The organism is Mycobacterium sp. P2_H7 (genome assembly GCF_056403275.1).
In genome coordinates, this window is record NZ_JBFUFU010000001.1 from 1 (window position 1) to 14106 (window position 14106).

Here is a 14106-nt window from a genome sequence, read left to right on the forward strand (position 1 = left end):
CCTGGTGGCGATCGCACGCGACCGTGGCTGCACCCGACCCGGGTGCTTCGCCCCCGCCGACCACTGCCAGGCCAACCACGTCCACGACTGGGCCACCGGCGGCACAACCGATGCCGACACCATCATCCTGGGCTGCGGACCCGACAACCTGCTGGCCTACAACACCGGCTGGACCACCACCATCAACCCCACCACCGGCCGCGCCCGATGGCACCCACCACCACTACTGGACACCAGCCAAGACTGCACCAACCACCACTTCCACCCCGAAGAACTCCTCAACCCACCCGGAGCGGACACCGATGACCCGTGACGAGTTGGCTCACGTTCGGTCATTTGGTTGGCTCTACCCATGGCAGCGTCAGCGATCTACATCGCCTCACCCGAAGGCGACACCGGAAAGTCGACCATCGCGCTCGGCATCCTGGCGCGGTTGGCGGCCACGGTCGCCAAGGTGGGGGTGTTCAGGCCCGTGGCACGAAGCGGCGAGAAGCGGGACTACATCCTGGAGCTGCTGCTGGCCCGCACCACGGCCGGGCTGGACTACCAGGAGAGCGTCGGGGTCAGCTACCAGCGGTTGCACGAGGACCTGGACGGCGCCATCGCCGAGATCGTCGAGCGCTACCACCACGTGGCCGACCAGTGCGACGCCGTCGTCATCGTGGGCAGCGACTACACCGATGTCGCCAGCCCCAGCGAGTTGGCGGTCAACGCGCGGATCGCGGTCAACCTGGGCGCCCCGGTGGTGCTGGCGGTGCGGGCCTCGGATCGCACCCCGGCCGAGGTCGCCCAGGTGGTCGAACTCTGCCTGGCCGAGCTCAGCGCCCAGCATGCGCACACGGCGGCGGTGGTGGCCAACCGCTGCGACCCCGCCCAGCTGACCGAGGTGGCCGCCGCGCTGGCACCGCTGGGCCCGAAAAGCTATGTGCTGCCCGAGGAACCACTGCTGGTCGCCCCGTCGGTCGCCGAACTGCGCGACGCGGTGAACGGCACCTTGACCGGAGGTGACGAGGCGCTGCTGAGCCGCGAGGCGCTGAGCGTGCTGGTCGCGGGCATGACCGCCGAACATGTGCTGGAACGCCTGAGCGACGGCATGGCCGTCATCACCCCCGGTGACCGTTCCGACGTGGTGATGGCGGTGATGGGCGCCCATGCCGCCGAGAACTTCCCGTCGCTGGCCTGCCTGATCCTCAACGGCGGGCTGGCGCTGCACCCGGCGGTTGCCAAACTGGTCGACGGCCTCAAGCTGCGGCTGCCGGTCATCGCCACCGACTCGGGCACCTACGACACCGCGCGCGCGGTGTCCAAGGCCCGCGGCCGGGTCACCGCGGCCTCGACCCGCAAGATCGACACCGCCCTGGCGCTGATGGAGACCCACGTCGACATCGCGGATCTGCTTGCCCAGCTGGCCATTCCGATCCCCGAAGTGGTCACCCCGCAGATGTTCACCTATCAGCTGCAGGACCGCGCCCGCAACGACCGCAAGCGCATCGTGCTGCCCGAAGGCGACGACGACCGGATCCTGCGCGCGGCAGGCAGGCTGCTGGCGCACCGGGTCGCCGACCTGACAATCCTCGGCGACGAAGCGGCGGTGCGGGCGCGCGCCGCCGAACTGGGCGTCGACCTGGACGGCGCGCAGGTGCTCAACCCGCGCACCAGCGAGCTGTGTGACCAGTTCGCCGAGCAGTACGCCGAACTGCGCCGCAAAAAGGGCGTCACCGTCGAGCAGGCCCGCGAGATCATCCACGACGTCTCGTATTTCGGCACCATGCTGGTGCACAACCAGATGGTCGACGGCATGGTCTCGGGTGCGGCGCACACCACCGCCCACACCGTGCGGCCCGCCTTCGAGATCATCAAGACCCAACCCGGCGTCAACACCGTGTCCAGCATCTTCCTGATGTGCCTGGAAGACAAGGTGCTGGCCTACGGCGACTGCGCCATCGTGCCCGACCCGACCTCCGAGCAGCTCGCCGACATCGCGATCTCCTCGGCGCGCACCGCCGCGCAGTTCGGCATCGATCCCAGGGTCGCGATGCTGTCCTACTCGACGGGCACCTCGGGCACCGGGGCCGACGTCGACAAGGTCAGGGCCGCAACCGAACTGGTGCGTGAACGGGAACCCAGCCTGCTGGTGGAGGGTCCCATCCAGTACGACGCGGCGGTGGAACCGTCGGTGGCGATCACCAAGATGCCGGACTCGCCGGTGGCCGGCCAGGCCACCGTGCTGATCTTCCCGGACCTCAACACCGGCAACAACACCTACAAGGCGGTCCAGCGCAGCGCCGGGGCCATCGCCATCGGCCCGGTGCTGCAAGGCCTCAACAAACCCGTCAACGACCTCTCCCGGGGTGCGCTGGTGGAGGATATCGTCAACACCGTGGCGATCACGGCTATCCAGGCGCAGGGCGAATGAGCGTACTGGTACTGAACTCGGGCTCCTCCTCCGTGAAATACCAGGTGCTGGAGCCCGATTCCGGGACGTCGTTGTGCAGCGGCATCGTGGAGCGCGTCACCGACTACCGCGAGGCGCTGCAGCAGGTGTTCGCCGGCCTGACCGCGGCGGGCGTGCACACCGATGACCTGGTGGCGGTGGGGCACCGGGTGGTGCACGGCGGCCGCAACTTCTACCAGCCGACGCTGATCGACGACGACCTGCTGGCCCGCATCGACGAGCTGGCGCCCCTGGCGCCGCTGCACAATCCACCGGCGGTGCTGGGTATCAGGGAGGCCCGCACGCTGCTGCCCGGCCTACCGCACATCGCGGTGTTCGACACCGCGTTCTTCCACGATCTGCCCGCGGCGGCGGCGGAGTACGCCATCGACCGCGAGGTCGCCGACCAGTGGCACATCCGGCGCTACGGTTTTCACGGCACCTCGCACCGGTACGTCAGCGAGCAGGCCGCCCGATTCCTGGACGCCCCGCTGGATTCCCTGAATCAGATTGTGCTGCATCTGGGTAACGGTGCCTCGGCCTCGGCGATCGCGGGCGGCCGGCCGATCGACACCTCGATGGGTCTGACCCCGATGGAGGGCCTGGTGATGGGCACCCGCTCGGGTGACCTGGACCCCGGCATCATCATGTACCTGTGGCGGACCGCAGGCATGTCGGTCGAAGACATCGAGACCATGCTCAACCGCCGCTCCGGTGTGTTCGGGCTGGGTGGCGAAACCGACTTCCGGGAACTGCACAAACGCATCGACGCCGGTGACGCCGACGCCCAGCTGGCCTACGACGTCTACATCCACCGGCTGCGCAAGTACGTCGGGGCGTATCTGGCGCTGTTGGGCCGTGCGGACGTCATCACCTTCACCGCCGGAGTGGGGGAGAACGACGCGCTGGTCCGCCGTGACGCGCTGTCCGGATTGTCCGCGCTGGGAATCGAACTCGACGAAGGTCTCAACTCCGCCCCCGAGCGGGTGGCGCGACGCATCTCGGCCGACAAGTCACCGACCACGGTGTTGGTCATCCCCACCAACGAGGAACTCGCCATCGCCCGCGCGTGCGCCACCCTGTTGGAGGGTTGACGATGCGGCTGCAGCGCATCCACCATGTCGCGGTGATCTGCGCGGATTACGCTGTCTCCAAACGCTTCTACACCGAGACACTGGGCCTGACGGTCGTCCGTGAGGTGCATCGCACCGAACGGGACTCCTACAAACTGGATCTGGCGCTGCCCGACGGTGCGCAGATCGAGCTGTTCTCCTTCCCGACGCCACCGCCGCGGCCCAACGCCCCGGAGGCCCAAGGTCTGCGCCATCTTGCCTTCGCCGTCCACGACCTCGACGCCGCGGTGCGCGAGCTCGTAGCCAAAGGCGTTGCGGTGGAACCGGTCCGCTTCGATGTCCACACCGAACGCCGGTACACCTTCTTCAAGGATCCCGACGATCTACCGCTGGAACTGTACGAGCTCTAGAAGGTGCTCATCGGCCGCACGCTGTTGGCCAGGTCGACCAGCGCGTAGCGGTGCGCCTGGGTGGGCGCCACCCGCGCCAGGCTGCGCAGCGATGCTTCCACGCCCAGTTGCAGCCCGTGCTGGGTGAACGGGAAACCCAGAATGTGGTTGGTGCTGGCCGTGTTGTCGGCCAGCCAGTCCATCGCGGTGCCCAGCACCAGCGCGCGGATCTGCAACACCCGCGGTTCCCCTTCGGGCAGCGCCTCCACCCGGCGGGCGGCGTCCCGGATCTGCCGCTCGGACACTTCGTTGATCGACCTGCCGGACAACAGCGTCACCGCACTGGTCAGCCGCGCGGTGGTGAAATGTCGTGAGGTGGCGGGTACCAGGTCCAGGGTGCGCACCGCGTCGTCGCGGTCGCCGTCCGCGGACTGGGCCCGGGCCAGCCCGAAACCCGCTGAGATGACGCCGTTGTCGGTGCGCCACACCGTGCCGTAGAACTTCCGCTCATCGGCRGTGCCGGACAGTTCGGCCGTCGCGGCCAGCGCCACCTTCGGGGCCAGCTCGCCGGGCAAGGTGTCCAGCACCTCGGTGAAATACTTTGTGGCCGTCTCATAGTCGGCGGTCAGCAACGCCGCCACCCCGCGGAACCAGGTCAGCCGCCAGCGCCACCCGATCCGGTCGGCCAGGTCGTCGAGCTTGCGGGTGGCCTTGGCCACGTCACCGAGATCCAGCAGCGCCCGCGCCTCCATCAGCGGCAGCTCCACCGATTCGGACAGGTCGATGCCCTCGGAGTCCAAGGTGCCGTGCCGGGCCGAACGCAATGAATCCAGGGTCTGCACAGGCTGACTGAGCACCGTCGCGGACAGGATCGGCGCGCCGACGTCGGCCGGGTCGACCAGCGGAACCTGCAGTGCCCTGACGATGTCGGCGGCCGTCAACTTCTCCGAATGCACCTGGCCGTCCAGGTATACGTCGGTGTGGGCCACCAGCAGATCCACCCCGAACGTCGAACGGGGCGGGCTGAACACGGTGGACAGGCCGGGTCGCGGCACCCGGGTGTCCTGTGCGACCACCTCGCGCAGCACGCCGATCAGCTGACTGGACATCTCCTCGGCGCTGGTGAACCGCCGCCGCGGATCGGGGTCGATGGCCCGTCGCAGCAACCGGCCGAAGGAGTCGTAGCTGACCAGCACCGGATCGTCGTCGGGCAGGCCGTCGACATAGCGGCCCTTGCGGGTTCGCAGGTTCAGCGTCAGAGCGGCCAGGGTGCGGCCGACGGTGTAGATGTCGGTCTGCACCGTCGGCCCGGTCCGGACGATCTCAGGCGCCTGGTAACCCGGTGTGCCGTAGAGGAATCCGAACGAATTGATCCGGGACACCGCGCCGAGGTCGATGAGTTTGAGCTGCTCCTCGGTGACCATGATGTTCTCGGGCTTGAGGTCGTTGTAAACCAGGCCGAGCGAATGCAGGTAGCCGAGTGCGGGCAGGATCTCCAGCATGTACGCGATGGCCTGTGCGACAGGAAGTCTGGCGCCCTTGCGCTGTTTGAGCGAGGTTCCGCCGACGTATTCCATGACGATGTAGCCGACGGGATCGCCGTGCTTGTCGTCGTGTTCGACGAAGTTGAAGATCTTCACGATGGCGGGGTGGGTGACCTCGGCCAGGAACTGCCGCTCGGCCATCGCGGTGGCCTGCGCCTCGGCGTCACCGGAATGCACCAGGCCCTTGAGCACCACCGGGCGGTAGTTCACGTTGGTGTCGAACGCCAGATACACCCAGCCCAGCCCGCCGTGCGCGATGCAGCCCTTGATCAGGTATTGATCGATCACCATGTCGCCCGGGCTCAGCTGCGGCAGGAACGAGTACGCGCTGCCGCAGTGCGGGCACGACCCTTCGAACAATGCCGGGCCCGCCTTGGACGCGCGGCCCACCGGCTTGCCGCAATTCCAGCAGAACCGTTTCGACTCGGAGACCACCGGATTGGTCATCAGCGCCGCGAGCGGATTGCGTTCGGTGACCCGGGGAATCTCGACCAGACCGCCGCCGAGGCGCCGGATGGGGGACCGGGGCCGGGTCGCGGTCGTCATGTGGTCGGTGGGCTCGGTGGTGGCGGTGCCACCGGAGGATCGCATGGCCCGGTCCGTATCGCCGAAGTCCGGGCGGTACACGGCCTGGGTGGCCATCGGCCGGACCGTCGCGACGGAGTCGTCCTCGAAATCCTCGAACTCCTCCAGGTCGGCCAGGCTGGCCGGCCGGGTACCGGGGTCGTCTGCCTCGGGCTCGCTCATCAGTCCACGTACCTCGCCACCGGCGGGGCGGGAGTCGGTCCCAGCACCGTCAACCACTTGCGGTACAACGTGTTCCACGTCCCGTCCCGGCGGATGCGTTCCAGGGTGCCGTTGACGAACCGGACCAGGCCAGGGTTCTCCTGGCCGATCCCGATGCCGTAGGGCTCCTCGGCCATGCTCGGGCCGACGATGTGCAGGTACGGATCCTGGCTGACCAGGCCGGCCAGGATGGTGTCGTCGGTGCTGACGGCGTCGACCTGGCGCTGCTGCAGCGCCACCAGGCAGTCCGCCCATGTCACCGTCTCCACGATGACCGGTGGCGGGTCGATCTGCTTGACCCGTTCCATCGACGTGGTGCCGGTCGCCGCGCAGACCCGCTTGCCCGCGAGGTCCGAGGCCTGCCTGATCTGCGAATCCCGTGGCGCCAGGATGCGCTGGTTGGCCGACAGATACTCGGTGGAGAACGCCACCAGTTCCTTACGGGCGCAGGTGATGCTCATGGTCTTCACCACGATGTCGACCTGATCGTTCTGCAGCGCGGTGATCCGGTCGGCCGAGGACAGGATGCGGTACTCCACCTGGGACGGCGTGCCGAAGATGTCGCGCGCCACCTCGCCGGCGATGTCGACGTCGAACCCGGTGATGGTGCCCGTGATGGGGTCGCGGAAGGAGAACAGATTGCTGCCGATGTCCAGCCCGACGATGAGCCTGCCGCGGTTGCGGATCTTCTCGACCGCATCCTCGGCCTGCTTGCGGTCGGTGAACGGGCGCAGGCTGGCGGTGCGGTCGCAATGGTTGTTGGTGGGGACCGGGTCCGGGGACGGATCCGGGGCCAACTGCTGCATGCCCGCCGGGGTCGGCGGCGGGAGCGTCACCTCCGGCATGGGTGCGGCGGGTGCGCTCTGGGAGCAGCCCGCGACCAGTGCGGCCGTGGCGAGGGTGAGTAGACGCTTTTTCACTAGCGGTACTCACTCAACCGGGGCCACAGACCGAGCGTGACGGCGATCGCGGCGATCACGCTCAGCGCGGCGGCGCCGAACGTCGCGCCGGCCAGCACCCGGCGGGCGTTGGCGATATCGGTCCGCAACTGGTTGCGGCTGTCCGCGATGCCCTTGGCGAGGGCCTCGTCGAGCTTGCCGAAGGCGGGGGTGGAGTCGTCCTCACCGGCGCCGAGCGCCACCTGGGTGGCGGCCTGGTAGTCACCGACGGCGATGTAGGCGTTGATCCGGTCATCGGCCGCCCGCCACTTGCGCAGCAGTTGTTCGGCGTCGGCCAGGTCGCCCTTGTTCACGTCGTCACTGCCCAGATAGATCGACAGTTGCTGCTGCATGGCGTCGATGCGCTGATAGTAGGACTGCTTGCGCACATCTTCATCGCCACGGCGCACCAGGGCCAGCGTCTCGTCGGCGCGGGCCTGCTGTGCCGTGATGGCCATCGTGGTGACCGTCTTCAACGATTGCGCCGCAGTGTTTTTCGCACTCCGGCTGTCGGTGGTCGAGATGACCAGTGCGGTACCCACCCAGACCACCATAATCAGCACCGCCAGTCCGCCCGCGACAAAACCGATGTTCACCCGGCGCCGCGTCCGCCTGGCCAGCCAGCGGTTGGCGAACAGCCCGAACAGGATGGTCGCGGTCACGACGATGATGACCGAGGCCGGGATGCGGGCCGAGGCGGCGGTCTCGGAGTCGACCCGCGCCGAGGTGAACTCGTAGAGCCGCTGGGCGTCGGGCAGGATCTGGGTCTGCATCAACGCCGACGCCTCGGACAGATACGACGAACCGACCGGGTTGCCTGCCCGGTTGTTGGTCCTGGCGGTCTCGACCAGCCCGGTGTAGATGGCCAGTTGCCCGTTGACCCGGCCGAGCAGCTGGATCATCGGCTCGTCGGTCAATCCGCTGGAGGCCCGGGTGACGGCCACCGAGGCATCGGTGATGGCCTGTTCGTAGCGCTGTCGGACCGCGGTGGGTTCGGCCCCCGCGATGAACGCCGTCGCCGCGGCGGCGTCGGCGACCGAGAGCGTGGTGTAGAGCTGGCCGGCCGCGAACGACAGCGGTTCGGTGTGGTTGAGCACGGTGGTCAGCGCCTGCTGGCGGTCATCGACGGTGCGTGACGTCGCGAAGGCGCAGGCGATGACGAGAGCGGACAGCACCATGCCGATGGTCAGGATCCGGCCCGGCGTGGTCCACAGGAACCACCATCTGGGGTGCGCAGGGGTGGCCGGCGACCGTGACGCCAGCGGTTCGGTCGACGGATGCGCCAACTCCACGGTCACGGGTGCGTCACCCTCCCTCCAGACGTGATTAATGAAAGTCTAAGAGAGATTGGTGTGACGTGTGGGAATTCGCGGCCCCTTATCCTGAACGCGTGCGTGGCGACGGTGACGGATGGGTGTTGTCCGAGGGCGGTGGGCATTTCTGGGGCCGCCATGGTGCGGCCGGCTTGCTGCTGCGCGCGCCCGGTCCGGGTGGGGCGGCCGCCGTCCTGTTGCAACACCGCGCCCCGTGGAGTCACCAGGGCGGCACCTGGGGCCTGCCCGGCGGCGCCAGGGACAGCCACGAATCGGTCGAGGAGGCGGCGGTACGCGAAGCTCATGAGGAGGCCGGCCTCGTTCTCGAACAGATGACGGTGCGCATCTCGGTGGTCACCCACGAGGTGCCGGGCTGGTCGTACACCACGGTCATCGCCGACGCCGTCGAGATGCTGACCACCATTCCCAACCGGGAGAGCTCGGAGCTGCGCTGGGTGCCGGAGGCCGAGGTCACCGACCTGCCGCTGCATCCCGGTTTCGCGGCCAGCTGGGACCGTCTGCGCAGTGTCACCGCCACCATCCCGCTGATCACACCGTGAGCGCTGCCTTGAGCTGACGTGCCGCGGCCTGAGGGTCGTCGGCCTCGGTGATGGCGCGCACCACCACGATCCGGCGGGCGCCCGCGGCCAGCACCTCGGGCAGCCGGTCGGCGTCGATCCCGCCGATCGCGAACCACGGCTTGGCCGGCGCCAGCGCGGCGGTGTGCCGGACCAGGTCCAGACCCGGCGCCGGGCGGCCCGGTTTCGTCGGGGTGGGCCAGCAGGGCCCGGTGCAGAAATAGTCGACGGCTTCCGTCAGTGCCGTCGCCACCTGCTGCTCGTCGTGGGTGGACCGGCCGAGTACGGGACGGTCGCCGATGATCTCGCGGGCGACATCCAGCGGCAGGTCGTCCTGGCCGAGGTGCAACACGTCGGCCCCCGCGGCACGCGCCACGTCGGCCCGGTCGTTCACCGCGAGCAGGGCGCCGTGCCTGCGGGCCGCGTCGGCCAGGATCTCCAGGGCCGCCAGCTCCTGACGGGCCTCCAGCCCCTTCTCCCGGAGCTGGATGATGTCGACCCCGCCGGCCAGCGCGGCGTCGGCGAATTCGGCCAGATCACCGCGCGCGGTCCGGGCGTCGGTGCACAGGTACAGGCCGGCGTCGGCGAGACGCTTACGTGGATCCACCGCACCGAGGCTAGCCACCCGGCCGAGTACGCTGGACAGCCGACACGGGAGTCCCGGGAACGGGGCTGAGAGTGGGCCAGTCACCGGCCCTGACCGTTACACCTGATCCGGGTCATGCCGGCGAAGGGAGAGGGAATGTCTGAACGTGCTCTTGCCGTGATAGGCGGCGGCGTCATCGGCCTGTCGATCGCCCGTCGTGCGGCCCAGGACGGCTGGTCGGTCCGGGTGCACCGCACCGACGCGCGCGGTGCTTCCTGGGTGGCCGGCGGCATGCTCGCCCCGCACAGCGAGGGCTGGCCGGGGGAGGACGCCCAGCTCGCGTTGGGCCTGGAGTCGCTCAAGCTGTGGCACACCGGCTTCTTGAATGGATTGCCCGACGACGTCGTCACCGCGCGCGAATCGCTGGTGGTGGCCGTCGACCGCGCCGACGCCGCTGACCTGCGCACCGTCGCGGACTGGCTCTCCGCGCAGGGGCAGCCGGTCAGCCCGACGACGGCGGCCCGCGACATCGAGCCGCTGCTGGCCCAGGGCATCCGGCACGGCTTCGTGGCCGAGACCGAACTGGCGGTGGACAACCGGCTGCTGGTAGATGCGCTGCAGGTGGCCTGCGACGGCCTCGGTGTGCAGTGGGCACCGCCCGTCACGGACCTGGCCGACGTACCGGGGCTGCGGGTGATCGCCAACGGGATCGACGCCCCGGCGCTGTGGCCGGGTCTGCAGGTGCGCCCCGTCAAGGGTGAGGTGCTGCGCCTGCGCTGGCGCAAGGGCTGCATGCCGGCGCCGCAGCGCGTCGTGCGGGCCCGCGTGCACGGCAGGCAGGTGTACCTGGTGCCGCGGGCCGACGGTGTGGTGATCGGCGCGACCCAGTACGAACACGGCCGGGACACCGCCCCGGTGGTGACCGGGGTGCGTGACCTGCTCGACGACGCATGCGCCGTGATGCCCGCGCTGGGGGAGTACGAACTGGCCGAGTGCGCCGCGGGATTACGGCCGATGACACCCGACGGTCTGCCGATCGTCGGCAGACTGGACGAACGGACGCTGGTGGCCACCGGGCACGGACGGAACGGATTCCTGCTGGCGCCGTGGACGGCGGAGCGGATTGCCCTCGAACTGGACAAGCGTTGGGAACATGATGAAATTACTGGTTAACGGCGAAGAGGCCGACGTCCGAGACGCCATCACGGTCGAAGAACTGGTGAGCGACTTGGGTTTTCCGGAGAAGGGCATCGCGGTGGCCGTCGACTGGGAGGTGCTGCCGCGCTCGGCGTGGCACACCGCGCTCACCGATGGCGCCCGGGTGGAAGTGGTGACGGCGGTGCAGGGTGGCTGACGTCCGGAAGCTGACGATCGCGGGCCGCGAGTTCGGCTCGCGACTCATCATGGGCACCGGCGGCGCCGCCAACCTCGCGGTGCTGGAGGAGGCGCTGATCGCGTCGGGCACCGAGCTGACCACGGTGGCCATGCGCCGCGTCGACGCCGAAAGCGGCACCGGGGTACTGGATCTGCTCAACCGCCTGGGCATCACCCCACTGCCCAACACCGCGGGGTGTCGCGGTGCGGCCGAGGCCGTGCTGACCGCCCGGCTGGCCCGCGAGGCGCTGGGCACCGAATGGGTGAAACTCGAGGTCATCGCGGATGAGCGCACCCTGCTGCCCGACGCCATCGAGTTGGTCAGGGCCGCAGAGCAATTGGTGGACGACGGCTTCGTCGTGCTGCCCTACACCAACGACGACCCGGTGTTGGCCAAGCGGCTGGAGGACACCGGCTGCGCGGCCGTCATGCCACTGGGCTCGCCGATTGGCACCGGACTCGGGATCGCGAACCCGCACCACATCGAGATGATCGTGGACCGGGCCGGCGTTCCGGTCATCCTGGACGCCGGCATCGGCACCGCCAGTGACGCCGCGCTGGCCATGGAACTCGGTTGTGACGCCGTGCTGCTGGCCACCGCCGTCACCCGGGCGGCCGATCCGCCGGTGATGGCCGCCGCGATGGCCGCCGCCGTCACCGCCGGCCGTCTGGCGCGTCAGGCGGGCCGGATCCCCAAGCGGTTCTGGGCGCAGGCATCGAGTCCGACCACCCCGTGAGACGCTATGTGGCGCTGGGTAGCTCGATGGCCGCCGGTCCCGGCATCACGCCGCGCGCGCCCGGCGCGCCGGTGCTGGCGATGCGCTCGGCCCGCAACTATCCACACCTGACGGCCGCGCGGCTGGGGCTGGATCTGGTGGACGTCACGTTCTCCGGGGCCACCACCGCGCACATCCTGTACGAAGAGCAACACGGTGTGCCGCCGCAGATCGAGGCCCTCGACGGATCCGAGTCGCTGGTGACGGTCACCATCGGCGGCAACGACGTCGGCTACGTGCCGCTGCTGTCCGTCGCCGCGCTGCCGTCCCTGCTGCGCCGGATGACCCCGGTCGGCGACATGTTCGACGAGGACGCCCGCGACGCCGCGCTCGAGACGGTGCGCGACGCCCTGGTCCGGGTGGGCACCGCCATCCGTGAGTGCGCGCCGGGCGCGCGGGTGTTGTTCGTCGACTACCTCACCCTGCTGCCGCCCGCGGACACCACGTCGCCCCCGATCCCCGCCGACCTGTTCGCCCTCGGGCACCGTGTCGCCGACGGCCTGGAACGGGCCACCGCCGACGCGGCCGCCGAGACGGGGTGTGAAGTGGTGCGCGCCGGGGCCGCCAGCCGCGAGCACCACCCGTGGTCGCGCCAACCCTGGACCACCAAGCCGAGCTGGATCGTGCTGCCGCTGCCCGGTCGTGGCCCTGCCCCGCTGCATCCCACGGCCGCGGGGATGCGTGCGGTCGCCGACCTGATCGTGCAGCAGGCATCATGATCGAACTGACCGGCCTCACCAAGCGCTTCGGGCACACCACCGCCGTCGACGACCTGACCTGCACCGTCGAATCCGGCGTCGTCACAGGGTTTCTCGGCCCCAACGGCGCGGGCAAGTCGACCACGATGCGGATGATCCTCGGGCTGGACCGGCCCACCGCCGGCACGGCGACCGTGCTCGGCAAGCGCTACCACGAACTTCGCCACCCGCTGCGCACCGTCGGTGCGCTGTTGGACGCGCGCCAGGTGCACCCGAATCGGACGGCCCGCGCGCACCTGCGCTGGATCGCGGCAGGCAACCGGATCCCCGCCGCCCGGGTGGACGAGGTCCTCGACGCGGTGGGACTCACCGACGTCGCAGGCAAGCGCGCCGGGGCCTTCTCGCTGGGCATGAGCCAGCGCCTCGGTATCGCGACGGCACTGCTGGGCGACCCGCAGGTGCTGCTGTTCGACGAACCGGTCAACGGATTGGACCCCGAAGGCATTCGCTGGGTGCGCACCTTCATGCGCACACTGGCCGACGAGGGACGCACCGTGTTCGTCTCCAGTCATCTGCTCGCCGAGATGGCCAACACCGCGGACCGGTTGGTGGTGATCGGCCGCGGGCGGTTGATCAGCACCGCGTCGATGGACGAGTTCCTGGCCGCATCGGCCGACGTCCTGGTCCGCAGTCCGGAGGCCGATCGGCTGGCCGGGGTGCTGGCCGCAGACGGCATCTCGGTGACGCGGGAGGACACCGCCCTGCGGGTCGCGGGAGCCACGACCGAGGTCGTGGGCGAACTGGCCGCCCGGAACGGCATCACCCTGCACGAGCTGACCGCGACGCGCGCCTCCCTGGAGGAGGCGTACCTGAACGTCACCGACGACGCCACCGAATACCGGGCCGGCGCATGACCATCGTCGCCGAGTACCTCAAACTGCGGACCACCCGTGCCCCGGCGTGGATGGCCGTGACGGTCCTGGTGCTCAGCCTCGGGATGGCCGAGCTGCAGGCCTACGCGTCCTATGGCCCGCTGGCCCCGGACCGGGCCGCGTCGGGGGCGGCCATGTTCGGTGTCCCCGTCCTGATGATCCTGTCGGCCCTGACAGTCACCGGCGAGTACCGGACGGCCATGATCCGCACCACCTTCCTGGTCACCCCGAACCGCGTCCGGGTGCTGGCCGCCAAAGCGCTTGTCGCCGCGGGGTTCTCCGGGGTGGTGAGTGCGCTCGCGACGCTCGGGTCGGTCGTGCTGACCGCCGGCGGGCCGCACTGGCGGGTCGTCGGCGCGGTGACGCTCTACGCGGTGCTGGGGGCGGTGCTGGCGGTCGGGCTCGGCGCCGTGGTGCGGCACACCGCCGCCGCCGTCGCCGTCCTGCTGCTGTTGCCGTTCGTGCTGGAACCGCTGCTCGGGGTGAGCCCACAACTGGGGGCGCGGATCGGCCCGCTGCTGCCCTTCGCCAACGCGAATGCGTTCACCGGCGTCACGTGGCTGCAGACTTTCACCATGTGGTGGGGGCCCGCCGGGTCGGCGCTGTACTTCGCCGCGGTGTCCGCCGCCGTCTTCGCGGTGGGTGCCGTGGTGGTGACTCGCCGGGACGCCTGACACGCGTCGGC

The 14106-nt window shown here is 69.6% G+C and carries 15 protein-coding genes and 1 riboswitch; of the genes, 11 read left to right on the forward strand and 4 right to left on the reverse strand.

All coding sequences use genetic code 11. From position 1 onward, the window contains the following. From AC1DY7_RS00005 to gloA2, 4 genes are all read left to right on the forward strand, one after another. Window positions 1-313 (forward strand): HNH endonuclease signature motif containing protein (locus AC1DY7_RS00005; protein ID WP_477491597.1); only part of this gene is annotated, 313 nt, incomplete at its 5' end. A gap of 39 nt (window positions 314-352) precedes the next feature. After that, window positions 353-2416 (forward strand): phosphate acetyltransferase, encoded by a 2064-nt coding sequence (gene pta, locus AC1DY7_RS00010; RefSeq protein WP_477491598.1) that lies wholly within the window; start codon window positions 353-355, stop codon window positions 2414-2416. After that, on the forward strand, window positions 2413-3528 hold the full coding sequence (locus AC1DY7_RS00015) for an acetate kinase (RefSeq protein WP_477491599.1): 1116 nt from the start codon (window positions 2413-2415) through the stop codon (window positions 3526-3528). The genes pta and AC1DY7_RS00015 overlap by 4 nt, the downstream gene beginning before the upstream one ends. 2 nt (window positions 3529-3530) lie before the next feature. Further along, a complete protein-coding gene (gene gloA2 / locus AC1DY7_RS00020; protein ID WP_477491600.1) occupies window positions 3531-3917 on the forward strand; it encodes an SMU1112c/YaeR family gloxylase I-like metalloprotein in 387 nt (128 codons plus the stop codon). Here the strand turns inward: gloA2 and AC1DY7_RS00025 are convergent. Genes AC1DY7_RS00025 through glnX form a run of 3 tightly spaced genes read right to left on the reverse strand, consistent with a single transcriptional unit; the run spans window position 3914 to window position 8462 of the window. Next, complete coding sequence (locus AC1DY7_RS00025; RefSeq protein ID WP_477491601.1) at window positions 3914-6187, reverse strand: serine/threonine-protein kinase PknG; 2274 nt, start codon at window positions 6185-6187, stop codon at window positions 3914-3916. The genes gloA2 and AC1DY7_RS00025 overlap by 4 nt on opposite strands. After that, complete coding sequence (locus AC1DY7_RS00030) at window positions 6187-7146, reverse strand: glutamate ABC transporter substrate-binding protein (protein ID WP_477491602.1); 960 nt, start codon at window positions 7144-7146, stop codon at window positions 6187-6189. The genes AC1DY7_RS00025 and AC1DY7_RS00030 overlap by 1 nt, the downstream gene beginning before the upstream one ends. Beyond that, window positions 7146-8462 carry a protein kinase G-activating protein GlnX gene (gene glnX, locus AC1DY7_RS00035; protein ID WP_477491603.1) on the reverse strand — a complete coding sequence of 439 codons (1317 nt, stop codon included), beginning with the start codon at window positions 8460-8462 and terminating at the stop codon, window positions 7146-7148. Before glnX ends, AC1DY7_RS00030 begins: the two co-directional genes overlap by 1 nt. Window positions 8463-8554: 92 nt before the next feature. Between glnX and AC1DY7_RS00040 the strand changes: the two genes are divergently transcribed. Then, window positions 8555-9037: an NUDIX hydrolase gene (locus tag AC1DY7_RS00040; protein ID WP_477491604.1), complete on the forward strand. Its 483-nt coding sequence runs from the start codon at window positions 8555-8557 to the stop codon at window positions 9035-9037. Here AC1DY7_RS00040 and thiE read toward each other — a convergent pair. Continuing rightward, entirely contained in the window at window positions 9027-9662 is a 636-nt protein-coding gene (thiE, locus tag AC1DY7_RS00045; RefSeq protein ID WP_477491605.1) for a thiamine phosphate synthase, read from the reverse strand. The two genes, AC1DY7_RS00040 and thiE, sit on opposite strands and share 11 nt — an antisense overlap. 34 nt (window positions 9663-9696) lie before the next feature. Further along, window positions 9697-9808, forward strand: a riboswitch (TPP riboswitch). On the opposite strand from thiE, the gene thiO reads away from it, so the two are divergent. From thiO to AC1DY7_RS00075, 6 genes are all read left to right on the forward strand, one after another. Beyond that, a complete protein-coding gene (thiO, locus tag AC1DY7_RS00050) occupies window positions 9798-10814 on the forward strand; it encodes a glycine oxidase ThiO (protein WP_477491606.1) in 1017 nt (338 codons plus the stop codon). (Overlaps the previous riboswitch by 11 nt.) Further along, window positions 10798-10995 (forward strand): sulfur carrier protein ThiS, encoded by a 198-nt coding sequence (thiS, locus tag AC1DY7_RS00055; RefSeq protein ID WP_477491940.1) that lies wholly within the window; start codon window positions 10798-10800, stop codon window positions 10993-10995. Before thiO ends, thiS begins: the two co-directional genes overlap by 17 nt. Further along, window positions 10988-11752: a thiazole synthase gene (gene thiG / locus AC1DY7_RS00060; protein ID WP_477491607.1), complete on the forward strand. Its 765-nt coding sequence runs from the start codon at window positions 10988-10990 to the stop codon at window positions 11750-11752. The genes thiS and thiG overlap by 8 nt, the downstream gene beginning before the upstream one ends. Continuing rightward, window positions 11749-12510 (forward strand): SGNH/GDSL hydrolase family protein, encoded by a 762-nt coding sequence (locus AC1DY7_RS00065; RefSeq protein WP_477491608.1) that lies wholly within the window; start codon window positions 11749-11751, stop codon window positions 12508-12510. The genes thiG and AC1DY7_RS00065 overlap by 4 nt, the downstream gene beginning before the upstream one ends. After that, complete coding sequence (locus AC1DY7_RS00070) at window positions 12507-13403, forward strand: ABC transporter ATP-binding protein (protein WP_477491609.1); 897 nt, start codon at window positions 12507-12509, stop codon at window positions 13401-13403. Before AC1DY7_RS00065 ends, AC1DY7_RS00070 begins: the two co-directional genes overlap by 4 nt. Beyond that, complete coding sequence (locus AC1DY7_RS00075) at window positions 13400-14095, forward strand: ABC transporter permease (RefSeq protein WP_477491610.1); 696 nt, start codon at window positions 13400-13402, stop codon at window positions 14093-14095. Before AC1DY7_RS00070 ends, AC1DY7_RS00075 begins: the two co-directional genes overlap by 4 nt. Window positions 14096-14106: the final 11 nt, after the last annotated feature.

Excerpts from the sequence above, each read along its gene's own strand:
- thiO (WP_477491606.1), top strand. The coding sequence starts at position 9,798 with ATGTCTGAACGTGCTCTTGCCGTGATAGGCGGCGGCGTCATCGGCCTG.
- AC1DY7_RS00075 (WP_477491610.1), top strand. The coding sequence starts at position 13,400 with ATGACCATCGTCGCCGAGTACCTCAAACTGCGGACCACCCGTGCCCCG.
- AC1DY7_RS00015 (WP_477491599.1), top strand. The coding sequence starts at position 2,413 with ATGAGCGTACTGGTACTGAACTCGGGCTCCTCCTCCGTGAAATACCAG.
- AC1DY7_RS00070 (WP_477491609.1), top strand. The coding sequence starts at position 12,507 with ATGATCGAACTGACCGGCCTCACCAAGCGCTTCGGGCACACCACCGCC.
- gloA2 (WP_477491600.1), top strand. The coding sequence starts at position 3,531 with ATGCGGCTGCAGCGCATCCACCATGTCGCGGTGATCTGCGCGGATTAC.
- thiS (WP_477491940.1), top strand. The coding sequence starts at position 10,798 with ATGAAATTACTGGTTAACGGCGAAGAGGCCGACGTCCGAGACGCCATC.
- pta (WP_477491598.1), top strand. The coding sequence starts at position 353 with ATGGCAGCGTCAGCGATCTACATCGCCTCACCCGAAGGCGACACCGGA.